The organism is Rhodoferax potami, assembly GCF_032193765.1.
Taxonomy (GTDB): Bacteria; Pseudomonadota; Gammaproteobacteria; order Burkholderiales; family Burkholderiaceae_C; genus Allorhodoferax; species Allorhodoferax potami.
In genome coordinates, this window is record NZ_JAVBIJ010000001.1 from 1,357,285 (window position 1) to 1,380,863 (window position 23,579).

A 23,579-nucleotide genomic window follows, 5' to 3' on the forward strand; every position below is an offset into this window, starting at 1 on the left:
CGTTATTCAGCAAGCGCATTTTTAAGCATTTTTTCTGGCGTTGTACGGTAATAAGTTTTTTCAATTTGAGATACGCTGGTACCGGCCATTTCAGCAACAGCAACAATGTCTTTTGTGCTGTTTACTTTATGAGTGATAAATGAGTGTCTAAAGCTGTAGTGAACAATGCCTCGCACGGCAGCATCATCAATCCCAGCTCTTTCAAGCAAGTTTTCAAAGTGCACATAAATTGCACGTGGCGTAATTGCAGTCTCGCCATCAATGCTAAAAATTAAATCCTCGGCAATTTCCCGCTGAATAGCAGCTAGATTCTTTTCTAAAAATCGCTCTGTTTTGTCCGTGTACTTTGCTGGCAAATCTTTGAACTTGATGCGCTTTGCAGCTAAGTGCAGTAACCCATACACGTATCTATCATCACCAACCATAAATTGGCGTGTACGCCTCACTTTGCTTATTGCACCTGGCACGGTAATGTGAAAAACGTTATCAACGAATCTTCCGTCTGCTTTACGCATTTCCTGTGCGCTATCTTTGAAGCTAATGTGCCTCCATTTAAGCTGCAACATCTCTCCACGCCGCATTCCAGTAAGCATTGATATGGCGTTAAAGTAGCCACAAACTGCCTTTGTAGCGTTGTTTTTATCGTTTTTATCATCGGCAGGTTCGTGCACATAGACACGAAGAACTTCATCAATTCGCTTTAGCTCATCCTTAGTAAAGATTGGACGTTTAAGAGCTAAATCCCCAGCGTCGATAGGCTTAAGTTTCTTGAAATCAAACGCTTCAATATACGTTTCATTGCGCTTAAAAAGCCAAGACACCATTGCGTTAATAGTGCTTTGCTCATTAACGATTGTGCTTTGACTGATTTTTATGTCATTGCGCTTTTTAGTTTGGCGACGTTCACTAAAGTAGTTTTCACAGTCAGTCCTGTGCAACTCTTTCAGCTTAGTGTCCTTGCCGATATATTTGAGCCAATGCTGCAAGTGTGTGTATATCGTCTTCCAGCGTCCCTCTGTAATCAGCTCAACTTCAATATCCTTTTTACGTTGCTCTAAGTACAGTTGCACACCTTGCTTGGCAGTGAGCGAGTAGTATGTCTTGCCAGCCATCTCCATACCAACAAGTATGTGATATTGCTTTTTGGCTTTGTCTATCGCGGTGTCACGATTTCGAGTTTTTAAGCTAAAGCGGGCGTACTTTTTTCTTTGCCCAGCCACATACGCATCTGCCAGTAGTCACCACGTTTGTAGATGACAGCTTCATCGAAGATTGGAATTTCGTCGTCAGCGTATGCAGTTTTTTTGAGTGTCATTTTTGGGCTAGGAGCACTTGCGAATTTCAATAAGCACTTTTTTGTGCAGGTTTACGTGCAACTGTAAAACCTGCGCCCAATAAAATCAACAACTTATTTTGGCGTGTGTCACTTTTGTGTAAGTTAAAAACCTATATAAATCAACAACTTACGTTGAAAAAACTACTCCCACTCAATAGTTGCGGGGGGTTTACTGCTGACGTCATAGGTCACACGGTTGATACCCCGTACTTCGTTGATGATCCGCCCAGATACTGTCTTGAGTAAGCTGTACGGCAGCTCAGCCCAGTCTGCGGTCATGAAATCGCTCGTTTGCACCGCACGAAGTGCAACGACATAGTCGTATGTCCGGCCATCACCCATCACACCAACACTCTTGACAGGCAAAAACACCGTAAACGCCTGAGACACGGCGTCATACCACGTCTTAGGAGGCTTACGCGGATTCGCACCGGCCAAACTGCCCCCGGTGTACGGCGTGTTGCGTAGCTCCTCTATGAAAATAGCATCGGCACGCCGCAAAAGGTCTGCGAATTCCTTGTTGACCGCACCCAGAATACGAACGCCGAGACCAGGCCCGGGAAAAGGATGGCGGTACACCATATCTGCCGGCAACCCTAGCGCGACGCCGAGCTCCCGAACCTCATCCTTGAACAACTCCCGCAAAGGCTCCAAAAGCTTCAGCCCCAGTTGCTCAGGCAGTCCACCCACGTTGTGATGACTCTTGATGGTCACAGCCTTCTTGCTTTTCGCGCCACCCGATTCAATCACGTCCGGATAAATGGTGCCTTGCGCGAGCCATTTGGCGCCCGCCTTCGACGCACCAGACGCAGTCAACTGAGAGGCTTCGGACTTGAAGACCTCCACGAACTCGCGCCCGATGATCTTGCGCTTAGCCTCGGGATCGCTGACACCTGCCAAATGGCCCAAAAACTGCTCGGAGGCATCCACCCGAATGACCTTCGCATGTAATTTCCCGACGAACATCTCCATGACCATGTCACCTTCATTGAGGCGAAGCAGGCCGTGATCCACAAACACACAGGTCAGTTGGTCACCGATCGCACGATGGATGAGTGCAGCAGCGACGGAGGAGTCAACCCCTCCGCTCAAACCGAGGATCACCTCTTCATCACCCACCTGCTCACGGATCCTTTGCACCGCCTCGGCAATGTAGTCGCCCATGATCCAATCTGGCTTGGTGCCACAGATTTGCAAAACGAATCGCTCAAGCAGCTCTTGCCCTTTTTTGGTGTGGGTCACCTCGGGATGGAACTGAACCGCGTAAAAGCGACGCGCTTCGTCAGCCATACCCGCGATCGGGCAAGCAGCGTTCGAGGCCATCACAGAGAAGCCGGGGGGCAATTCCGTCACTTTGTCCCCGTGGCTCATCCAGACATCAAGGATGCCGTGCCCCTCTTCTGTACGAAGGTCCTCCAAGCCATCCAGCAATCGGGTATGGCCGTGAGCACGCACCTGTGCAGATCCAAACTCCCGCGTGCGCCCTGCTTCCACTTTGCCGCCGAGTTGTTGCGCCATGGTTTGCATGCCGTAACAAATGCCCAATACAGGAACGCCAAGGCTAAAGACCGCTTCGGGGGCTTTGTCCGTCTCGTCTTCATAGACACTGGCGTGGCTACCAGACAAGATGATGCCCTTCAAGTTGCCATCTGCAGCGTAGGCTCGTACCCACTCGTCAGAAACATCACAGGGATGAACTTCACAGAACACGTGGGCATCGCGTACTCGGCGAGCAATAAGCTGGGTGACTTGCGATCCGAAGTCAAGAATCAGAATCTTTTGATGCATGGGCAGCTAACGTTCAATCGGCTCGGTAATTCGGTGCTTCTTTGGTGATTTGCACGTCATGGACGTGGCTCTCACGAATGCCCGCAGTGGTGATTTCGACGAACTCCGCTTTTTCTTGCATTTCTGCAATCGTTGCGCATCCGCAATATCCCATGCTGGCGCGGATACCACCGGCCATCTGGAACACAATCGCCACCATGGATCCTTTGTAAGGAACGCGACCTTCGATACCCTCTGGCACCAGCTTGTCTGCGTTAGGGTTTCCGGTGCTCGACTCTTGGAAATAGCGATCCGCGCTGCCTTGCTGCATCGCGCCGATACTGCCCATTCCGCGGTAGCTCTTATAGCTGCGACCTTGATACAAGATCACCTCACCGGGGGCCTCTTCGGTACCCGCGAACATGCCGCCCATCATGACAGTGCCAGCACCAGCGGCAATGGCCTTGGCGATATCACCGCTGTACCGAATGCCGCCGTCCGCGATCAAGGGGACACCTGTGCCGCGCAAGGCCGTGGCCACGCTGTCGACAGCCATGATCTGGGGTACACCCACACCAGCAACAATACGTGTTGTGCAAATCGAACCGGGGCCGATACCCACCTTGACGGCGTCGGCACCCGCTTCCACCAGCGCCAGCGCAGCTGCGCCGGTGGCAATGTTTCCGCCCACCACATCCACCTGGGGAAAGTTTTGCTTGACCCAACGCACACGGTCAATCACACCTTTGCTGTGGCCGTGCGCCGTGTCGACCACGATCGCGTCGACACCCGCCTGAACCAAAGCCTCCACACGGGCCTCGGTACCTTCACCGACGCCCACTGCCGCACCAACCCGCAGGCGGCCGGTCACATCACGCGCAGCATTGGGGAAATTGAGTTGCTTGGTGATGTCTTTCACGGTGATCAAGCCTTTGAGCTCAAAGGCCTCGTTGACCACCAGCAGACGTTCCAGCTTGTGCTTGTTTAACAGGGCCTTGGCAGCCTCAGGCGTGGTACCGTCAGGCACGGTGATCAAGCGCTCACGAGGCGTCATGATTTCGCGCACTGGCTGGTCATAGCGAGTCTCGAAGCGGAGGTCACGGCCAGTCACGATACCCACGACTTTGCCGCCATCGCACACCGGGAAGCCGGAAACTCCCAGCTGCTCGGAGAGCGCAATGACCTGGCGAACTGTTGTATCTGGGGTAATCACCACTGGGTCGCGCAGCAGACCAGACTCATAGCGCTTGACCTTGGAGACCTGCGCAGCCTGCTCAGCGGCGGTCAGGTTTTTGTGCACGATGCCCATGCCGCCCTCTTGGGCGATTGCAATCGCAAGCCGCGCCTCGGTGACGGTGTCCATCGCAGCCGATACCAGTGGCAGGTTCAGTGCGATGTTGCGGGAGAAACGGGTGGCGAGGCTGGTGTCCTTAGGAAGGACTTGGGAGAACGCTGGAACCAACAACACATCGTCGAAGGTCAGCGCTTTGCCGAGAAGGCGCATGTCAAAGCTCCAAAAATTGGATTGTACCCGTGACAACACAGCTTCCTTCCGCGAGAAACGCTAAACTGGCCCCATGCATTTCTCTAAATTTCTTGTTGCGCTCCCCTTGGCACTCGCAGCCTCGATGGCCACAGCACAGTGGCAATGGCTGGACAAAGACGGCAGAAAGATATTCAGCGATCGGGCTCCGGGGCCTGAAGTGCCTGAAAAAAACATCTTGAAACGACCAGCCGGCGCGAAAGCGCCTGCCGCAGATTCCAACGCACAAGCTACCCAAGAAGGAAGCAAAGCGGATGGTGCTGTGGCACCTGCCCCCAAGGATGCAGGCGTAGACAAAGCGCTGGACGCAAAGAAGAAACAAGCCGAAGCTGCAGAGGCGGCCCAAAAGAAAGCCGAGGCTGAAAAAGTGGCCAAAGCGAAAGCGGACAACTGCAAACTTGCGCGCCAAGCCAAAACCACCTTCGAATCCGGAATTCGGCTGGCACGCGCCAACTCAGCTGGCGAACGTGAATTTTTGGATGATGCGGCTCGCGCCAATGAGATTCAGCGAATCCAAGGCGTGATCGACGCGGATTGCAAATAGCGCGAGTGGCTTTCAGCGGCGGGGGGGCCGCACTCCCCTGTCTTGGGCAAACAGACCTGCCGATTTGGATCCCTGCCGGGCAAACCGCTCTCGTCGGGCTACCTTGGGGTCTACCCTCAAGGGAGACAGCAGCTCCAGACGGTCACCCTGGCTCAGTACATGCGTGGGCGCAATTTTCTTACCCCAAATCGCCAAAATCAGTGTGTCGACTTGCGCATCGGGAACATTAGCGAGCAAGCCGCTTGCAGCAACAGCGCGTGCGGCTGTTGCTCCGATTGGTAGTTTGACTCTGATTTCTGCGACCTGTCTTGGCGCTACGGCAAAGGCCACGATCACCTCGATCTGATCGACCACGATTTCAGGTGAATCATTCACCATAGACATCCTGCGCACGCTTGACAAACGCATCGACCAAGTTGGCCGCGATTTTGTCAAACACCGGGCCTACCAACTTGGCGAGGGTTCCACTATCAAAACCATAGTTCAGCACCAGGCTCACTCTGCATGCACGCTGGCTTCCATCCCCCACGGGGGCAAATACCCACTCCCCCTCCAATTTGGAAAAGGGGCCTTTCACCAACTGCATCCCCACACGCTCATTGGGCGTGTGATTGTTCTGGGTCACGAAAGTCTGACGGATTCCGCTGAACGAAATACCCACCTCCGCCGTCATTCCGCCCCCCTCTTGGCTTAAGACTTGAGCATGGTCACACCATGGCAAAAAGCGTGGGTACTGAGCGACATCAGTCACCAAAGCATACATTTCTGCGGGGCTGTACCAAATAAGGACGGACTTGTGAACGGTTTTCATAGAATGCGAGGTTGCGCGGGATTGTAGACAAGCCCATATGCGTCTCTTTCAAACCTGCCCGTTATCCCCATTTGCACCTCATGGCCAAGAAACCCGAAACTCAATCGCGCATCGCTGACAACAAAAAAGCCGCATTCAACTATTTCTTCGAAGAAAGGTTCGAGGCAGGACTGGTACTGGAAGGTTGGGAAGTGAAATCCTTGCGCGAGGGAAAAGTGCAACTCACCGACGGATACGTGGTGATTCGGGACGGCGAAATGTTCATCATCGGGCTGCAGATCAATCCTTTGCACACAGCCTCAAGCCACGTAAGCCCGGACAAGGTTCGCACCAAGAAGCTGCTGCTGCACAAAGAAGAAATCAAGCGGCTGACAGGCAAGGTGGAGCAAAAAGGCTACACCCTTGTACCCATCAACTTGCACTGGAAAAGCGGCAAAGTCAAATGCGATATCGCGCTGGCCAAGGGCAAAGCTGAGCACGACAAGCGCGACACCATCAAAGACCGCGAGGGCAAGCGGGAGGTAGAACGTGCAATGAAAGACCGCAACCGCTAGGCCTTAACCACTTGCTGGGGCCAGGCCGGTCGCTGTGCTCCCGGTCTGGCTTGCCGACGACAGCCTCCGAACATCACGCCAGATGCCGCAAGGGATGCGCCGCAGCAGGCCAAGGGCTCTCAAAGAACGGCGCGACCATCTCCGGTGTTACTTCTTCAATAGCAGCAGGTGACCAGCGTGGGTGGTGGTCTTTGTCAACCGCCAAGGCGCGAATGCCTTCCACTGTTTCACTGCTTGCGCCGCTACGCGCTAGATGGCGGGTCGTAAAGCAATGGCGGACCATGTCACGCTCCATGCGCAGCTCGTCGGCCAGACTCATGTTGCGCCCACGGCGGATCTGTTCCAGCACCACCTGCAGCATCAATGGCGAGCGCTTGTGCAGCGTCGCGAGGGTCGACTGCGCCCACTCTGAGCCGTCTGATTCCAGAGCCTTCATGATGGCCGATACATCCTCACCTGCAAAAACAGCATCAATCAGGGGCCTGGCGCTTATAGAACCAACGCTTGTAGCTATAGAAAACGTAGCAACCCATTCGCCCAGCGAAGCCGGTGACTGCCAATCGATCTGCGACAGTGCATCCCATGCGGAGGGTAGTGATGCAGACTCCATCATCACGTCGGCGAGGCCGGCAGCGACCGCGCCCTCGCCGTCCAGCAGCTCACCCGTCAGTGCCAACCATTCACCGACACGCCCCGGGCAACGGCTTAAAAAGTAGCCCCCACCCACATCAGGAAAGAGGCCAATACCAGTTTCCGGCATTGCCATCTTGGTTCGCCCCGTCACGATACGGTGCGAAGCACCTTGGCTCACCCCCATGCCGCCGCCCATCACGATACCGTCCATAAAAGCGATGTAGGGCTTGGGATAGGTGTGAATCAAGTGGTTCAGCGCGTACTCTTCGGTGAAAAAATCTTCAAGCACAGGATCACCGGACAAAGCAGCGGTATGGAAAAAACGGATGTCCCCACCAGCACAAAACGCACCAAAAGGCCCCTCTTTGCCCATACCGCGTATAGCTACCGCATGCACCAACGGGTCGTCGCTCCAGCGCTTCAAGGCCGCCGTCAGCGCTCGCACCATGGGCAAGCTCAATGCATTCAAGGCTCGTGGCCGATTCAGAGTAACCAAGCCCACGCCACCGCGAACCTCCGCCAACACCTCATCGCACTGCGAAAAATCTGTCATGTTCTTTGTCTCCATCCTATCCATTCATTGACAACCAGCGCACCGATGACCAGTGCACCTCCGGTTAACACGGCAGCACCCGGCTCTTCACCTGCGCCCCACCACGCCAACAGGATGCCGAAGATCACCTCCAGCAACTGAAGTAATGATATTTCAGGGGCCTTCAGAATCTGGGCACAGCGCACACTCAGTACACAAGGCACCGCGAGTTGAAATACGCCTAGAAAGCCGAGCAACAGCACATCATGGCCAGTCGCTTGCAACGGCAAGGCCAAGGGAAGGGTGGCCACACATGAAATCAGGCCCCCTGCCCACACCGCCGGCATCAGGTCCACATCGTGCCCTTGATCGTGGGCATGTTGGGTCACCGTCCAATTGGTGGCGCCGGCTAGCGGCACACACAAGGCGACCAAGGTACCGGCCAGGGACACGCTCCCGAGCTGCGAGGCATACATGTACACAATGCCTGCGCCCGCAACCCACACGGCCACCCACGTGCGTTTCGGAATCGTATGACCGATGAAGACTCGCGCAATGATCGCTGTCAGGAGCGGCCCCATAGACATGGTCACCAGCACGTTCCCCACAGTGGTGAGCGTGAGGGCCACCATAAAGGCGGTGAACATGACGCTCCAACACACTGCGCTAAGCCAAAAGCTGCGGCCCGCCCTCAAGGAGTTGCGAAACACTGCTTTGCCACTCACCCAAGGCAGCAAAAGACTCAATGACGCCACCGTAAAGAATGCGCGCCAGAAGGTCACCTCGAAACTGCGCGCTGATTCCAAGTGCCGCGTCACAACACCCGCGGTGGACCACATCAAGGTCACCATGACCATCAAAAGCACAGCGCGGTTATGGCTTAACTTCATCACCCTCCCCTTTTTGTTTCGAAAAGGCAGCCCAGACGTAAAAACGCCGCGGAACCAGCAAGGCTGGGCCGCGGCCGTTTGGGCTTACCTGCCACGCGCCGGACAAGTCCGGCGCAACAGTATCAGTCGCGGGAAGCGCGCTTACGCTCGTGCTCTTTCAGGAAACGCTTGCGCAGACGCACGGACTTGGGCGTGATTTCGACCAACTCGTCGTCCTCAATGAATTCCACGCCGTACTCCAGGGTCAGCTCAATCGGCGGTGTGATCTTGATGGCATCTTCCTTACCGGACACGCGGAAGTTCGTCAGCTGCTTGGTACGGGTGGCGTTCACGATCAAGTCGTTATCACGGTTGTGGATACCCACAATCATGCCTTCGTACACCGGATCGTTCGCCTTCACAAACATGCGGCCACGGTCATCCAACTTGCCCAAGGCGTAGGTGAAGATTTCACCGTCGTCCATGGAGATCAATACGCCGTTCTTACGGCCACCGATGTCACCCTTGTGCGGCTCGTAGCTGTCAAAGATGTTGGAGATCAAGCCGGAACCACGGGTCAAGTTCAGGAACTCGTTGGAGAAGCCGATCAAGCCGCGGGCAGGAATGCGGTATTCCAAACGGACACGGCCACGGCCGTCCGGTTCCATGTTGATCAACTCGCCCTTACGCTCGCCCATGGCTTGCATCACGCCGCCTTGGTGCTGTTCTTCGATGTCGGCAGTTACCAACTCGATAGGCTCGTGCTTCTCGCCATTGATGTCTTTGAACATCACGCGGGGCTTGCTTACAGCCATTTCGTAGCCTTCACGGCGCATGTTTTCCAGCAGGATGGTCAGGTGCAATTCACCGCGACCCAGCACTTCAAACACACCTTCTTCGTCGGTTTCGTTGACTCGCAGCGCCACGTTGTGCTGCAGTTCTTTTTGCAGGCGGTCCCAGATCTGGCGGCTGGTCACAAACTTGCCTTCACGACCGGCCAAGGGGCTGGTGTTCACGCAGAAGTTCATGGTCAGGGTAGGCTCGTCCACCTTCAGCATGGGCAGGGGCTGGGGGTTGGTAGGGTCCGTCACTGTCACGCCGATACCGATATCTTCGATACCGTTGATCAGCACGATGTCGCCCGGGCCCGCCAAGGGGCTCTGCATGCGATCCAAACCTTGGAAGGTCAACACCTGGTTCACACGGCCTTTGACAGCCTTGCCGTCCGGGCCTTCCATGACCACCACGTCTTGCATGGGCTTGATCGTACCTTGGCTAATACGGCCCACACCGATACGGCCCACGAAGCTGGAGAAGTCCAGTGCGGAGATTTGCAACTGCAAAGGCGCCGCTGGATCACCGGAGTTCGGCGGAACGTGCTTCAAGATGGTGTTGAACAGGGCCGACATGTCGGGGCCCCACTGCTCACCAGGAGCACCTTCCTCGAGGGAAGACCAGCCGTTGATACCGGAGGCGTACACCACGGGGAAGTCCAACTGCTCGTCAGTCGCACCCAACTTGTCGAACAAGTCAAACGCAGCGTTCACCACCTTGTCGGGGTTCGCACCGGGCTTGTCCACCTTGTTGACCACCACGATGGGCTTCAGACCCAAGGCCAAGGCCTTCTTGGTCACGAAGCGGGTCTGGGGCATGGGGCCTTCTTGCGCATCAATCAGCAACAACACGCTGTCGACCATGGACAAGGCACGTTCCACTTCGCCGCCGAAGTCCGCGTGTCCGGGAGTGTCCACGATGTTGATGTGGGTGCCTTCCCAGCTCACTGCGCAGTTTTTGGCCAGAATCGTGATGCCACGTTCTTTTTCGATGGCGTTGTTGTCCATCACGGTGTCGACCACTTTTTCGTGTTCGGCGAAGGTGCCGGACTGACGCAGCAACTGGTCCACCATGGTGGTTTTACCGTGGTCAACGTGCGCAATGATGGCGATGTTTCGGATTTGTTTACTCATGGTTCACTTTCTTGCTTAAGCCACAGGGGCCCAGTTTTCGCTACTCTGTTTCAAACTTGTTTCCATGGCGGCTTGCTGCCCCAGGGTTTCACTGATTTCCAGCGGACTCAACAACCGCACCGGGATCAGCTCCCCGGCCTTGACCTGCGCCGTACCCAACAAGGCTTTGGGGGAAGCGGCGTACACCGCGACCTGTTCTGCGTCGGCCCAACTCCCGCGCCGCCGCATTCCACTCAAAAATCGTGCCGCATTGTCACTGTCCAATGTGACAGCGACATGCTGCGCAAGCAAGGCGTCCACCGGCAGCAGGCAAGCCATGCGCTCAGCTTCGGTCATGGCCTCGAGTGCCTCCAGCGTGATGCAGTGCGTGGTGTCAAATCCACCCGTCCGCACACGGCGCAAGGCGCTCAAATGCGCGCCGCAACCCAAGGCTTCACCAATGTCTTCGCCAAGAGTCCGTATATACGTCCCCTTGCTGCAATCCACTACCAATTTGATAGCGGGTTCCGCACTATCCATATGGGCGGAAAGCTGTTTAAGCCCATGAATCACCACATGGCGAGCCTCACGCTCTATCTCGATACCGGCCCGCGCATACTCGTACAGGGCCTTGCCATCCTTCTTCAAGGCACTGTGCATCGGCGGGACCTGTGCAATCGGGCCTGTAAACCGCAGCAGCACTTCATCCAGTTGTTCTTGGGTGAATGCCACAGGGCGCTCAAGCAAGATTTCACCTTCGGCATCCGCGGTGCTGGTCTTGATGCCCAGGCGTACAGTTGTCTCGTAAGCCTTGTCGGCATCCAGATGCATCTGGCTGAATTTCGTCGCCGCACCAAAACACAAGGGCAAGACACCCGTCGCCAAAGGGTCCAAGGTGCCGGTATGCCCTGCCTTCTCGGCCCTGAGCAACCACTTGGCTTTCTGCAACGCCTGATTACTGGACAAACCCAAAGGCTTGTCCAGCAACAACACCCCGTGAACGGGGCGCCTTGCAACCCGTGCACGCGGCGCATTCATGGTGTCAATCCTCTTTGGCGCGCGAAGACACCGCACGGGCAATCAATGCGTTCATGTCTGCAGCCCGTTCAGTGGTCTGGTCAAAAATGAAATGCAGTGTCGGCACCGTGTGGATATGAAGACGCTTGAACAAGCCCGCGCGCAAAAAGCCCGCTGCTTGGTTCAGGCCTTCAGCCGTACCTACAGGATCGCCCACCAACAGGCTGAAAAACACCTTGGCATGGGCATAGTCCGGCGTCACTTCCACGCCTTGAATGGTGACCATGCCGACCCGGGGGTCCTTCAATTCGCGAGCAATCAATTCCGCCAGATCACGCTGGATCTGGTCGGCTACTTGAAAGCTCCGATTAGGGGTAGAAGACTTTTTACGCACGCAGTGACTCTCGCTTACAGGGTACGGGCGATCTCTTTGATCTCAAAGAACTCGAGCTGATCGCTTTCCTTGATGTCGTTGTAGTTCTTGAGCTTGATACCGCACTCGAAGCCTTCTTTGACCTCGCGTACATCGTCTTTCATACGCTTCAAGGAGTCCAACTCGCCGGTGTAGATCACAACGTTGTCGCGCAACAGACGGAAATGGGCGCTGCGCGTCACATAACCATTGGTCACCATACAACCCGCGACCGTACCAATCTTGGACGCCACGAACACCGTGCGGATTTCTGCGGTACCGATAACTTCCTCACGCTTCTCGGGCGCCAACATGCCGGACATGGCCGCTTTCAACTCATCCACGGCGTCGTAAATGATGTTGTAGTAACGGATGTCAACGCCATTGCCTTCCGCCAACTTGCGGGCACCGGCATCGGCACGGGTGTTGAAACCAATCACGATAGCTTTGGATGCAATCGCCAAGTTGATGTCAGATTCGCTGATACCACCCACGGCGGAGTAGACCATCTGCACCTTGACCTCGTCGGTCGACAGCTTGAGCAGGGACTGCGCCAATGCTTCTTGCGAGCCTTGCACGTCGGCCTTGACAATGATTGGCAGCATCTTGACGTCGCCACCACCAATGTCTGCAAACATGTTTTCCAACTTGGCTGCTTGTTGCTTGGCCAACTTGGTGTTGCGGAACTTACCAGCACGGTAGGTCGAGATCTCGCGTGCCCGGCGTTCGTCGGACAACACCATGAACTCGTCGCCAGCCTGAGGCACTTCGGTCAAGCCTTGGATTTCCACAGGAATGGAAGGACCGGCAGTTTCGATCTTGTGACCGTTCTCGTCCAGCATGGCACGCACGCGTCCATAAGTCTGGCCTGCCAACACCACATCGCCCGCCTTCAAAGTGCCGGACTGCACCAACACCGTGGCAACCGGGCCGCGGCCCTTGTCCAGCTTGGCTTCGATCACCAGACCCTTGGCCATGGCGTCAACAGGAGCCTTCAACTCCAAGACTTCGGCTTGCAACAACACCTGCTCGAGCAAGTCATCAATGCCCATGCCGGTTTTGGACGACACTGGAACGAATGGCGAATCGCCACCGTATTCTTCCGGCACCACTTCTTCCACCACCAGCTCTTGCTTGACGCGCTCCAGGTTGGCATCGGGCTTGTCCGCCTTGGTGATCGCAACCACCAAAGGAACGCCAGCCGCTTTGGCGTGCTTGATCGCTTCTTTGGTCTGTGGCATCACGCCGTCATCGGCCGCCACCACCAAAATCACAATGTCAGTCGCTTGTGCACCGCGGGCACGCATGGCCGTGAAGGCCTCGTGACCGGGAGTATCCAGGAAGGACACCATGCCACGCGGAGTTTCCACGTGATAAGCACCGATGTGCTGCGTAATCCCACCGGCTTCGCCCGCAGCCACCTTGGCGCGGCGGATGTAGTCCAGCAAGGATGTCTTACCGTGGTCAACGTGACCCATCACGGTCACCACAGGCGCGCGCGGCAACGAGACAGACTCTTGGCCTTGCACTTCGTCGTCGGTAAACGCTTCCGGATCATCCAGCGCAGCCACGATGGCCTTGTGGCCCATTTCTTCCACCATGATCATGGCGGTGTCTTGGTCCAGCGGCTGGTTGATCGTGACCATCTGGCCCATTTTCATGAGCGCCTTGATCACTTCAGAGGCCTTGATCGCCATCTTGTGCGCCAACTCGGCCACGGTGATCGTTTCCGGCACGTGGACTTCAATGACGCGTGCTTCCACAGGCGCAGCCTGCTGGTTGTGATGGTCATCACGGTCACGGTCATTGCCACGGCGTCCCTTGGGACCCGCACGCCAGTTGCTGGAACGACCAGCACCGGCAGACGTATCACCCCGGGTTTTCAATTCTTTCTTCTTGGCAGGATCTCCAGCCCAGCTGCTGGACAGTTTGGCGGACTTCACCTCTTTGCCATTTCCAGCCGGTGCAGCGGTGGTCGCTGCTCCGGGAGCTGGCTTGCCGGGTTTGGCCACTGCCGAACCGTTGGCGGGTTTGTGCAGCGTGCCCTTCATGCCCGCCTTGGCGTCAGCAGCCGGCTTGGGCTCTTCCACCTTTTTGGGCGCAATCATGACCTTCTTGGGAGCGGCCATCATTGAGCGAATTGCAGCGGCTTCGGCCTCTGCCTTGCGACGACGCTCACCCAGATCGGCTGCACGCGCAGCCTCTTCGGCAGCGGCGGCCTTGGATGCCAGGGCGGCAGCATTCGCACGCTCTTGGGCAGCCATCTTCGCAGCAGCTTCCGCAGCCTGTGCTGCTGCGGCGGCATCCACTGCCGGTGCAGCGGCCACAGGCGTGGCTTTCACCGTCGCCTGAACTTGCTCTTGCGCTTTACGGGCAGCAGCGGCTTGGGCTTCACGCTCTTGTGCAGCGGCTTGCTCTGCAGCAACCTTGGCGCGCGCTTCCTGCTCTTCGCGTTCGCGGCGACGCTGAGCTAACTCTTCCTCTTGACGGCGAATCAGCTCAGCCTGACGGCTGGCTTCTTCTTCGCGGCGCGCCAGTTCGGCGTCTTCAGCAGCTTGCGCAGCATTGGCCGCAGCCATGTCTTGCTCTTCCACTTCTACCGTGGATTCAACGCCATCATCGCGGCGCACAAACGTGCGCTTTTTACGCACTTCCACCTGGATAGTGCGGGCCTTGCCGGTGGCATCGGCCTGCTTGATTTCAGTTGTTTGCTTTTTCACCAAGGTGATCTTTTTGCGCTCTGGGCTGGCAGTGCCATGGCTATTCTGCAGGTAGCTCAACAAGCTGTGTTTGTCTGCATCGGTCAACGGATCCGCGGCGGAGGCTTTGGGCACTCCGGCGGACTTCAGCTGTTCAAGCAGGGTATCGGTAGATTTTTTGAGTTCATTGGCAAACTCGGCAACGGTCGTACTGGACATATTCTGTGAAACCTTTCATGACCATTACTCTTGAGAAGCGCCGTCATTGGTAAACCAATGCTCACGCGCCTTCATGATCAGGGCCTTGGCCTCGTCCGCAGACTGGCCGGTAATATCTGTCAATTCGTCAACGGCAAGGTCAGCCAGTTCGTCACGGGTATGCACGCCGCCGTCTGCCAATTTGCCGATCAATTCAGGGGTCAAGCCCTGCAAGTCACGCAGGTTCTGCGAGACCTCTTCCACACTTTCTTCGTGTGCAATTTCCATGGTCAACAGTGCGTCTTTGGCACGGTTGCGCAACTCATGCACGGTGTCTTCGTCGAAGGACTCGATCTCCAACATCTCCTGCAGCGGCACGTAGGCCACCTCTTCCAAGCTGGTAAAGCCTTCGGCAATCAGGATGTCGGCGATTTCTTCGTCAACATCCAGCTTTTCCATGAACAGCTTGCGACCGGAGTCTGTTTCGTTCGCCAATTTCTGGGCGGACTCTGCAGCGTCCATGATGTTGATCTTCCAACCGGTCAGTTCGGACGCCAATCGCACGTTTTGACCGCCACGACCAATCGCAATCGCGAGGTTTTCTTCGTCGACCACCACATCCATGGCGTGACGCTCTTCGTCCACCACGATGGATGACACGTTGGCCGGGGCCAAAGCACCAATCACAAATTGCGCTGGATCTTCGCTCCACAACACAATGTCGACGCGCTCGCCGGCCAATTCATTGGTCACGCCATTGACGCGGGTACCACGGACACCCACACAGGTGCCGATGGGGTCCACGCGCTTGTCATGGGACAAAACGGCGATCTTGGCGCGGGAGCCAGCATCACGTGCGCACGACTTGATCTCCAGCAGGCCTTGCTCGATTTCGGGCACTTCCTGGCGGAACAGCTCAATCATGAACTCGGGCGCTGAGCGGGACAACACAATGGGTGCGCCACGCAAGGTCAGGTCCACTTCCATGATCATGGCGCGGACCCGGTCACCTGTGCGCAGGTTTTCCTTGGGGATCATTTCGCCACGACGCAAGCGCCCTTCGACACGGCCGGATTCGACAATGATGTCGCCCTTGTCCATGCGCTTGACGGTGCCTACGAAAATCTTCTCGCCGCGCGACATAAAGTCGTTTAGCAGCATCTCGCGCTCAGCATCGCGGATTTTTTGCAAGATCACTTGCTTTGCAGCCATCGCACCGATCCGGCCGATTGGCACCGACGCCACAGGCTCTTCGATGTACTCATCGACTTCGATGTCGGCGATTTGCTCTTTGGCTTCGAACAAAAGGATTTCCTGGTCAGGCAATTGCAGACCGGCTTCATCGGGAACCACGTGCCAGCGGCGGAACGTCTCGTAATTGCCGCTATCGCGATCCAACGCGACGCGGATATCCACATCACCGGCGTACAGCTTCTTGGTGGCTTGCGCCAGAGCAGCCTCTACGGCGCCCAGCACCACATCACGCTCCACGTTTTTCTCACGGGAAATTGCTTCAACCAGCATCAACAGTTCGCGATTCATGCCATGACTCTCCTGAACACTCTAATCAACCAATACAAATCGAATACGGGGCAAGGAACTCAGACATCGTCCACTTGCGCCTGACCGTTACGGCCTTTGAAATTCACAATCGGCGCCAAACGGGCCTCGCGCAGTTCATCCAGTGCAAAGCCCAGAGCCTGCAAAGGTGGCGGAACGCGCTTTTTACTTACTTTTTGACCAGGCTTGGGCTCGGGCGCATCGCTCCACACGATTTGCCAACCAGTGCTGCCGTCAGCAGCAGGAACCCGCTCCAACGTGCCGCGAAATTTCTTGCGATTGGCACTGACCTGCCCATTGGCAGCCGCACCCATGGGTGCCTTCAGGGTGATGTCGATCACTTGGCCAGCAAAACGCTCGAAATCTTGCACATGACGCAAGGGCCGGTCGATACCCGGCGACGAAATTTCTAGGCGCTTGTATTCAATGCCATCCACCTCCAGCGCAAACTGCAACTGGCGGTTGACTTTTTCGCAGTCCTCGACATTGATGAACTGCTCCACAATCGGCTGGTCTTCAACAGGGGCAACCCAGGGCAAATCGATGGTAATGCGCAGCAAGCCACCGGCGGAGCGCTCGATCTCAATCAAGTCATATCCCAGCCCTGCTACGGTTTGTTCAACGATGTCCTGTAATGCCACGTCTGTAATGCCTGCCTGATGTAAGGATGAAAAACGATCGACCAAAAAAAACGGGCGGTAATTACCCGCCCGTTTGGTCGTGAAGCTTGGATTGTACCTGAAAAGCGGCCCAAAGCCCTTGATTCTTAAGGAAATTACCGGCTGGCAGCGAGTAATTTTGCAGTGTAGGGGTGCTGGGGCGCACTGAACACATCCGAGAGGAGCCCCGCCTCTACCGCCCGCCCTTGGTGCATCACCACCACCCGGTGCGCCATGGCCTCCACCACCGCCACATCATGGGTAATCAGCAGATAAGAAAGCCCCCTGGACTTTTGCAGCCCTTGCAGCAGGCGGAGTACCTGCTGTGCCAAAGTGACATCCAAGGCACTCGTGGGCTCATCCAGCACCAAAACCTCTGGCTCCAAAACCAGAGCCCGCGCAATAGCCAAACGTTGCCGCTGTCCGCCCGAGAACTGGTGCGGGTACCGCTCCAGCATGCCGGGAAACTGGGTCTCTGTGATGCCCACGGTTGCCAGTGCATCGACCACTCGCTGTTGCCGCTGCTCCCGGCCGATGCCCGGGCAATGAACATCCAAACCCTCTCCCACCATCTCCTCGACCGTCAACCGGGGCGACAAGGACGAAAAAGGATCTTGAAAAACGACTTGTACTTTTTTTCGAAGAGATACGTCTGCCCGAGAGCGCCCTGTCCAAGCCGCCACACCGACGCGCACATCGCCCGCATACGGCACCAAGCCCAGTGCGGCCAGTGCCAATGTCGATTTGCCCGAACCCGACTCGCCCACCACACCCAAGGTTTCGCCGCGGTGCAGCTGAAAGTCCACCTGCTGCACCGCAGCAAATCGACCCCGGGAGAACCATCCACGCCAACCAGGCCGGGCGACCGGGTAGTCCACACCGACACCTGCCAGCTCCAAAACCACGGGCGCATCCGGCAGGAGCGGCGCCACATCGCGCACCGGCAAGCTATCCAGCAACTCGCGGGTATAGCGGTGCTGGGGGGCGGCAAACACCTCACCCACGCTGCCCTGCTCCACGATATGCCCCCGCTCCATGACCGCCACCCGGTCTGCAAATCGGCGCACCAAGTGCAAATCATGGGTAATCAGCAAAATCGCCATGCCTTTGCGCACCTGCAGCTCTGCCAACAAATCAAGGATCTGCTGGCGAACGCTCACATCCAGAGCAGTAGTCGGCTCATCAGCGAGCAATAAGCGGGGTGAGCAGGCCAAGGCCATTGCGATCATGGCGCGCTGGCGCTGCCCGCCCGATAGCTGGTGCGGGTAAGCACCAGCACGGCGAGCGGGATCGTCGATCCCGGTATCCGCTATTAAATTGATAGCAATTTGCTCAGCTTCTGCGCGGGATACAGCCTGTTTTTCTTGTAAGACCTCAGCAATCTGCTCGCCAATGGTGAACAACGGGTTCAGAGCCGTCATCGGCTCTTGAAACACCATCGCGATGTCTTGCCCTCGGATGCCGCGGAGCTGTTGCTCCGACAGCGCCAACAAATCGACAGCCCCTGACGCGGTGGCGAAACGCGCGGCCCCGGAAGTGCGAGCCCCTTGCGCCAAGCCCAAAAGGCTCAGCGCGGTTATCGTTTTGCCGGACCCGGACTCCCCCACCAACGCCAGCTTTTCACCGGCCCGGATCATGAAGTCAACACCTTGGACCACGTCCTTGCCGTCAAAAGACACCCTGAGCTGCTCGACTTGTAGCAATACCGGTGATAGGTTCATAGATCCTGCTTTCGTGGATCCAAGGCATCACGCAAGGCATCGCCCATTTGGGTCAATAAAAGCAAGGTCACCACGAGCACTGCAAATGTCGATAGCGAGATCCACCAGGCATCGATGTTGTTTTTGCCCTGGGACAGTAATTCTCCCAAGGAAGGCGTTCCCGGCGGCACGCCCAAGCCTAGAAAATCAAGCGATGTCAGCGCCAAGATGGCACCGCTCATGCGGAATGGCAAAAAGGTCACCACCGGCGTCAAGCTGTTGGGCAAGATATGGCGGGTCATGATGACCCGGTCTGAAACACCCAAGGCCCGCGCCGCCCGCACATAGTCCAGCTGCCGGTTGCGCAAAAACTCGGCCCGCACATAGTCTGACAGGCCCATCCACCCAAACAGACTCAGCAAAACCAAAAGCAAACCCACACTGGGCGCAAACACCGCACTGAAGATGATGAGCAAGTACAGCTCAGGCATGGAGCCCCAGATTTCAATGGCGCGCTGCATCACCAAATCGGTTTTACCGGCGAAAAACCCTTGTACCGCGCCTGCCAACACGCCTAAAACCACGCCGGTCAGCGTGAGCGCCAAAGCAAACAGCACACTCACCCGGAACCCGTAAATCAACTGGGCCAGCAAGTCGCGGCCCCGGTCATCGGTGCCTAGCCAGTTGGCACGACTGGGCGGCGCCGGGTTTGGCGCTGTCGCGAAATAGTTCAAGGTCTTGGGGCCATAGCGATTGGGGGCGAACAAGGCCCAATTGCCTTCTTGCGACAAGCGCTGTTGGATAAAGGGATCCAGATAGTCCGTGGGGGTGGCAAAGTCTCCACCAAAGGTGGTTTCCGGGTAATCGCGCACCAGTGGCCAATAAGTTTGGCCCTGGTACACCACCACCAAGGGGCGGTCATTGGAGATCAATTCTGCACACAGGCTCAGCAAAACCAGCGCAACAAAGGCCCACAAACTGACGAAGCCCAGCCGATTGCGGCGGAAGCGGCGCCATGCGCGTGCGGCGGGTCCGGGGTTATTCGAATGTGACACGGGGATCGACCCAGGCGTAACAGAGGTTGGACACCAGCTTGGTGACCAAACCTATGAGAGTGAACAAGTAGAGGGTGCCCATGACTACGGGATAGTCACGCCGGATCACACTCTCGTAACTGAGAAGCCCCAGACCATCCAGCGAGAACTGGGTTTCGATCAGCAGCGATCCGGTAAAGAACGCACCGATAAACGCCGCAGGAAATCCGGTGACGATGGGGATCAGCGCATTACGCATTACATGCTTCCAAAGCACCATGCGCTCCGGCAAGCCTTTGGCCCGGGCCGTCAACACATATTGTTTACGGATTTCCTCGAGAAACGAGTTTTTGGTCAGGATAGTGATGGTTGCAAAACTGCTCATCACCATGGCGGTCACCGGCATGGTGATATGCCACAGGTAGTCCACGATGCGCGCGCCCCAACTCAGACTCTCCCAATCCGAGGAGGTGAGTCCGCGCAGCGGAAACCATTGCAGTTGCCCGCCAAACACCACCAACAAAGCCACACCAAGGACAAAGCCGGGGATCGCAAACCCCACCAGCACAAGAGTACTGGTCACCAGGTCAAACCGTGTGCCTGCACGGACGGCTTTGGCAATGCCCAAAGGCACCGCAATACCGTAGCTGATGAAAAAGGTCCATAGCCCAAGGCTCATGGAGACCGGCAACTTCTCCCAGATCAGCTCAGACACCTTGCGGTTCTGAAAAAAACTGGTTCCCAAGTCGAAGCGCGCGAACTGCTTGAGCATTTGCCAGAAACGCTCCGGGGCTGGCTTGTCGAACCCGTACAAAGCCTTGGCTTGCTCCAGGCGCTTGGGATCCACCCCCTGCGCTCCCCGGTAACTCAAGCCACCTTCGGCACCCACGCTGGCGCCTGCCTTAGCCTCGGCAAGGTACTGCTCAACCGGCCCGCCAGGCACGAACTGCACCACCGCAAACGTCAACAGCAGCAAACCGAAGAGAGTCGGCACCATCAACAACAAGCGCTTCAGTGTGTAGGCCAACAAGTTCATGGTTGCTTGGCCCACCAAGTGTCAATCGCCCAACCCTCGCCAGCGGCAAACGGCGGCATGGCGGCAGGCTTGTCCAAGCGCAAACGGTTGTACGCCAACCGATGTGTGCTGGCTGACCATTGAGGAACTAACAGGTAGCTATGGGCAATGACCCGGTCCAGGGCACGGCAGGCGGGCAACAACGCGTCCCGCGAGGTGGCAGAAGTCATGTGTTGAATCAGCGTGTCTACCGCGGGGCTTTGCACACCGCTCAGGTTGCCGGAATCCTCTTGCAGCGCGGCCTTGCTGCCGAAAAGATCCACAAACTCCTGTCCGGGGTTTTGGGTTCCTGCGTAGGCGATAGAGGTCACCTCAAACTCAAATTTTTGCAAGCGCTGCTGATACAGCGCAAAGTCCACCGGGCGGAAATTCAGCTTCACGCCGATCTTTTCCAAATTGCGTGCCCACGGGGTGACGACCCGAACGCCGCTTTCGTTGCTGTCGAGGTATTCGAGCTCCAGCGCCTGCCCCTGGGCATTGCGCAAGGCGCCATCGCGGTAGATCCAGCCCGCTTGCCGCAAGAGTTCTTGGGCTTCACGCAAGTTGTCCCGCAGACTCCGTGGGCCATCAGTGCGGGGCGCTTGCGCCATGGGGCCAAAAACAGGCTCTGGCAACTGGCCGCGCAAAGGCGTCAACAGGGCCAACTCGGCATCGGTGGGCAATCCTTGGGCTTGGCAGGCCGTATTGCCAAACAGCCCTTGCACACGCTGGTAGGCGCCGTAAAACATCTGCCGGTTCATCCACTCGTAATCCAGCGCCAAGCCCAGTGCCTGACGCACCCGTACGTCTCGCAACTTGGGCGAGCGGGTGTTCAGCACATAGCTCTGGAAGCCGGTAGGCAAGGTATGGCGAAACTCTTCCTTGACCAGTTCACCACTGTCAAATTTGCGACCGTTGACCCGCCTTGCCCAGTCACCGGCAGAGAAAAACCGCATCAGATCGAACTCACCGGCCTTCAATGCCTCCAGCCTCGCCGTGCTGTCTTTGTAGATCTTCACGGTGATGCGGTCGAAGTTGGCGGTCCCACGCCGCACCGGCAGGCCTCGCGCCCAGTACTGCGGATCGCGCACATAGGTAATGTCTTTGCCGAAATTGACCGGCCCGATTTTGTAGGGCCCGCTGCCAATCGGGACGTCCATCACGATTTGATCAAACGGTTTTGCTACGCCAGCGGTCTCGCCCCAACGGTGGCTGAACACAGGCAGGCCACCGACCGTGAGGGGCAATTCGCGATTCGGCTTGGCAAAACGGTACCGCACGGTGCGACTGTCCAGCACCTCTACCCCCAACACCTCTTCGAGCAGGCTGCGATACCCCGGTGCTGCCTGCGCGCTTTTGAGCATGTCAAAACTGTGTTTGACATCACGCGCCAACACAGGGTCCCCATTGTGGAAGCGTGCCTCTGCCCTGAGCATAAAGGTCGCACTCAAGCGGTCTGGTGCGACAGACACGTCCTTGGCCAAAAGGCCATACCCCGCGGCAGTTTCATCCAGCGCCCCTGCGAGCAAACTGTCGAACATGAGGCTACTCAAATACGCCGGGGCAGAGCCTTTGACAGTGAAAGGGTTGTACTTGTCAAAGGTGGACACCCGCAGGTTACTGACCAAGCGCAGTTCGCCGCCTTTGGGGGCATCCGGGTTCACATACTTGAAGTGCTCGAAACCCGTGGGGTACTGCAGGTCGCCCCAAAGCGCATAGCCATGGGCTGCCCACGCACTGCCCGCCATGAAACTCCAGAGTAATAGTGCCCAATTCCGCATGCGACAATTCTGCACTAGACCACGCATTTTTAAGAGGACGATATGGGCTTTTTAGCAGGCAAGAAGTTGTTGATTACCGGGGTGCTGTCGAACCGCTCCATCGCCTATGGCATCGCCAAAGCGTGCAAAGAACAAGGCGCCGAATTGGCCTTCAGTTATGTGGGCGAGCGCTTCAAGGACCGCATCACCGAGTTCGCCGCAGACTTCGACTCCACGCTGGTGTTCGACTGTGATGTCGGTAATGACGAGCAAATCGACCAATTGTTCAAAGACCTATCGACACACTGGCCCACTTTTGACGGTTTTGTGCACAGCATCGGCTTCGCGCCCCGTGAGGCGATTGCCGGCAACTTCCTGGACGGCCTGTCCCGCGAAAATTTCAAAATCGCCCACGACATCAGCGCCTACAGCTTCCCGGCCATGGCCAAAGCCGCCCTGCCCTACCTGTCGCCCAAAGCGGCTTTGCTGACCCTGTCGTACTTGGGTGCTGAGCGCATCATTCCCAACTACAACACCATGGGCTTAGCCAAAGCATCCCTAGAAGCCAGCGTGCGCTACCTGGCTGAAGCCGTGGGCCCGAAGGGCATCCGCGTCAACGGCATCAGCGCCGGCCCGATCAAGACCCTGGCCGCTAGCGGCATTAAAGACTTCAGCAAGCTACTCAACACGGTGGCCGGCGCGTCCCCGATTCGCCGCAACGTAACAACGGAAGACGTGGGCAATGTGGCGGCGTTTTTGCTGAGCGACCTGGCGGGCGGTGTGACTGCAGAGATCACCTACGTGGACGGTGGTTACAGCCAGACCATGGGCGTGACCACAGACATTTAAGCCGAATACGCCGCTCGCGCCCGTGGAATGTGCGCGGGTAGCTATCAAAAAAAGAGCGCCTGCAGAGTGATCTGCAGGCGCTCTTTTCTTTGGAGCTCACGC

The 23,579-nt window shown here is 56.8% G+C and carries 20 protein-coding genes; 3 read left to right on the forward strand and 17 right to left on the reverse strand.

Going from position 1 to position 23,579, the window contains the following annotated elements; genetic code table 11:
- Window positions 1–2 precede the first annotated feature (2 nt).
- The 3 genes from RAE21_RS06510 to guaB form a co-directional block, all read right to left on the reverse strand.
- Entirely contained in the window at window positions 3–1,220 is a 1,218-nt protein-coding gene (locus tag RAE21_RS06510) for a tyrosine-type recombinase/integrase (protein WP_313880671.1), read from the reverse strand.
- A 257-nt stretch (window positions 1,221–1,477) separates the two neighbouring features.
- Complete coding sequence (guaA, locus tag RAE21_RS06515; protein WP_313880672.1) at window positions 1,478–3,124, reverse strand: glutamine-hydrolyzing GMP synthase; 1,647 nt, start codon at window positions 3,122–3,124, stop codon at window positions 1,478–1,480.
- 13 nt (window positions 3,125–3,137) lie between these two features.
- Window positions 3,138–4,607 (reverse strand): IMP dehydrogenase, encoded by a 1,470-nt coding sequence (gene guaB / locus RAE21_RS06520; RefSeq protein WP_313873010.1) that lies wholly within the window; start codon window positions 4,605–4,607, stop codon window positions 3,138–3,140.
- 73 nt (window positions 4,608–4,680) lie between these two features.
- Here guaB and RAE21_RS06525 point away from each other — a divergent pair, with 73 nt between their 5' ends.
- A complete protein-coding gene (locus tag RAE21_RS06525) occupies window positions 4,681–5,190 on the forward strand; it encodes a DUF4124 domain-containing protein (protein WP_313880673.1) in 510 nt (169 codons plus the stop codon).
- A 12-nt stretch (window positions 5,191–5,202) separates the two neighbouring features.
- On the opposite strand, the gene RAE21_RS06530 is transcribed toward RAE21_RS06525, so the two are convergent.
- Both RAE21_RS06530 and RAE21_RS06535 read right to left on the reverse strand, forming a co-directional pair.
- Window positions 5,203–5,565, reverse strand: a complete 363-nt coding sequence (locus RAE21_RS06530) for an RnfH family protein (RefSeq protein ID WP_313880674.1) — start codon at window positions 5,563–5,565, stop codon at window positions 5,203–5,205.
- Window positions 5,558–6,001, reverse strand: coding sequence for a type II toxin-antitoxin system RatA family toxin (locus RAE21_RS06535; protein ID WP_313880675.1), 444 nt, complete (start codon window positions 5,999–6,001; stop codon window positions 5,558–5,560). The genes RAE21_RS06530 and RAE21_RS06535 overlap by 8 nt, the downstream gene beginning before the upstream one ends.
- Window positions 6,002–6,081: 80 nt before the next feature.
- On the opposite strand from RAE21_RS06535, the gene smpB reads away from it, so the two are divergent.
- On the forward strand, window positions 6,082–6,555 hold the full coding sequence (smpB, locus tag RAE21_RS06540; RefSeq protein ID WP_313873007.1) for an SsrA-binding protein SmpB: 474 nt from the start codon (window positions 6,082–6,084) through the stop codon (window positions 6,553–6,555).
- Window positions 6,556–6,628: 73 nt separating this feature from the next.
- Here the strand turns inward: smpB and RAE21_RS06545 are convergent, their stop codons facing one another.
- The 12 genes from RAE21_RS06545 to RAE21_RS06600 all read right to left on the reverse strand — a co-directional run bounded on the left by RAE21_RS06545 (window position 6,629) and on the right by RAE21_RS06600 (window position 22,649).
- A complete protein-coding gene (locus tag RAE21_RS06545) occupies window positions 6,629–7,741 on the reverse strand; it encodes an enoyl-CoA hydratase/isomerase family protein (RefSeq protein WP_313880676.1) in 1,113 nt (370 codons plus the stop codon).
- Entirely contained in the window at window positions 7,738–8,610 is an 873-nt protein-coding gene (locus tag RAE21_RS06550) for a DMT family transporter (protein WP_313880677.1), read from the reverse strand. Before RAE21_RS06550 ends, RAE21_RS06545 begins: the two co-directional genes overlap by 4 nt.
- Before the next feature lie 122 nt (window positions 8,611–8,732).
- On the reverse strand, window positions 8,733–10,556 hold the full coding sequence (gene typA, locus RAE21_RS06555; protein WP_313876139.1) for a translational GTPase TypA: 1,824 nt from the start codon (window positions 10,554–10,556) through the stop codon (window positions 8,733–8,735).
- Between the two features lie 15 nt (window positions 10,557–10,571).
- Window positions 10,572–11,573, reverse strand: a complete 1,002-nt coding sequence (truB, locus tag RAE21_RS06560) for a tRNA pseudouridine(55) synthase TruB (protein ID WP_313880678.1) — start codon at window positions 11,571–11,573, stop codon at window positions 10,572–10,574.
- Window positions 11,574–11,577: 4 nt separating this feature from the next.
- Window positions 11,578–11,946, reverse strand: coding sequence for a 30S ribosome-binding factor RbfA (gene rbfA, locus RAE21_RS06565; RefSeq protein WP_293661605.1), 369 nt, complete (start codon window positions 11,944–11,946; stop codon window positions 11,578–11,580).
- A gap of 14 nt (window positions 11,947–11,960) precedes the next feature.
- The gene (infB, locus tag RAE21_RS06570) at window positions 11,961–14,882 is read right to left on the reverse strand and encodes a translation initiation factor IF-2 (protein WP_313880679.1); all 2,922 of its coding nucleotides are present in this window, start codon (window positions 14,880–14,882) and stop codon (window positions 11,961–11,963) included.
- A 24-nt stretch (window positions 14,883–14,906) separates the two neighbouring features.
- Complete coding sequence (nusA, locus tag RAE21_RS06575) at window positions 14,907–16,403, reverse strand: transcription termination factor NusA (protein WP_313876136.1); 1,497 nt, start codon at window positions 16,401–16,403, stop codon at window positions 14,907–14,909.
- Window positions 16,404–16,462: 59 nt separating this feature from the next.
- Window positions 16,463–17,062 (reverse strand): ribosome maturation factor RimP, encoded by a 600-nt coding sequence (gene rimP / locus RAE21_RS06580; protein WP_313880680.1) that lies wholly within the window; start codon window positions 17,060–17,062, stop codon window positions 16,463–16,465.
- A gap of 134 nt (window positions 17,063–17,196) precedes the next feature.
- Entirely contained in the window at window positions 17,197–18,801 is a 1,605-nt protein-coding gene (locus RAE21_RS06585; protein ID WP_313880681.1) for an ABC transporter ATP-binding protein, read from the reverse strand.
- Window positions 18,798–19,841, reverse strand: coding sequence for an ABC transporter permease (locus tag RAE21_RS06590; RefSeq protein WP_428984055.1), 1,044 nt, complete (start codon window positions 19,839–19,841; stop codon window positions 18,798–18,800). Before RAE21_RS06590 ends, RAE21_RS06585 begins: the two co-directional genes overlap by 4 nt.
- Window positions 19,819–20,844, reverse strand: coding sequence for a microcin C ABC transporter permease YejB (locus RAE21_RS06595; protein WP_313882666.1), 1,026 nt, complete (start codon window positions 20,842–20,844; stop codon window positions 19,819–19,821). The genes RAE21_RS06590 and RAE21_RS06595 overlap by 23 nt, the downstream gene beginning before the upstream one ends.
- Before the next feature lie 2 nt (window positions 20,845–20,846).
- On the reverse strand, window positions 20,847–22,649 hold the full coding sequence (locus tag RAE21_RS06600; protein WP_428983988.1) for an extracellular solute-binding protein: 1,803 nt from the start codon (window positions 22,647–22,649) through the stop codon (window positions 20,847–20,849).
- A gap of 42 nt (window positions 22,650–22,691) precedes the next feature.
- On the opposite strand from RAE21_RS06600, the gene fabI reads away from it, so the two are divergent.
- Window positions 22,692–23,477 carry an enoyl-ACP reductase FabI gene (gene fabI, locus RAE21_RS06605; protein ID WP_313880684.1) on the forward strand — a complete coding sequence of 262 codons (786 nt, stop codon included), beginning with the start codon at window positions 22,692–22,694 and terminating at the stop codon, window positions 23,475–23,477.
- Window positions 23,478–23,579: the final 102 nt, after the last annotated feature.

Coding starts and splice junctions, on each gene's coding strand:
- guaA (WP_313880672.1), bottom strand. CDS start 3,124: ATGCATCAAAAGATTCTGATTCTTGACTTCGGATCGCAAGTCACCCAG.
- guaB (WP_313873010.1), bottom strand. CDS start 4,607: ATGCGCCTTCTCGGCAAAGCGCTGACCTTCGACGATGTGTTGTTGGTT.
- RAE21_RS06525 (WP_313880673.1), top strand. CDS start 4,681: ATGCATTTCTCTAAATTTCTTGTTGCGCTCCCCTTGGCACTCGCAGCC.
- RAE21_RS06535 (WP_313880675.1), bottom strand. CDS start 6,001: ATGAAAACCGTTCACAAGTCCGTCCTTATTTGGTACAGCCCCGCAGAA.
- smpB (WP_313873007.1), top strand. CDS start 6,082: ATGGCCAAGAAACCCGAAACTCAATCGCGCATCGCTGACAACAAAAAA.
- RAE21_RS06545 (WP_313880676.1), bottom strand. CDS start 7,741: ATGACAGATTTTTCGCAGTGCGATGAGGTGTTGGCGGAGGTTCGCGGT.
- RAE21_RS06550 (WP_313880677.1), bottom strand. CDS start 8,610: ATGAAGTTAAGCCATAACCGCGCTGTGCTTTTGATGGTCATGGTGACC.
- typA (WP_313876139.1), bottom strand. CDS start 10,556: ATGAGTAAACAAATCCGAAACATCGCCATCATTGCGCACGTTGACCAC.
- truB (WP_313880678.1), bottom strand. CDS start 11,573: ATGAATGCGCCGCGTGCACGGGTTGCAAGGCGCCCCGTTCACGGGGTG.
- infB (WP_313880679.1), bottom strand. CDS start 14,882: ATGTCCAGTACGACCGTTGCCGAGTTTGCCAATGAACTCAAAAAATCT.
- nusA (WP_313876136.1), bottom strand. CDS start 16,403: ATGAATCGCGAACTGTTGATGCTGGTTGAAGCAATTTCCCGTGAGAAA.
- RAE21_RS06585 (WP_313880681.1), bottom strand. CDS start 18,801: ATGAACCTATCACCGGTATTGCTACAAGTCGAGCAGCTCAGGGTGTCT.
- RAE21_RS06600 (WP_428983988.1), bottom strand. CDS start 22,649: ATGCGGAATTGGGCACTATTACTCTGGAGTTTCATGGCGGGCAGTGCG.
- fabI (WP_313880684.1), top strand. CDS start 22,692: ATGGGCTTTTTAGCAGGCAAGAAGTTGTTGATTACCGGGGTGCTGTCG.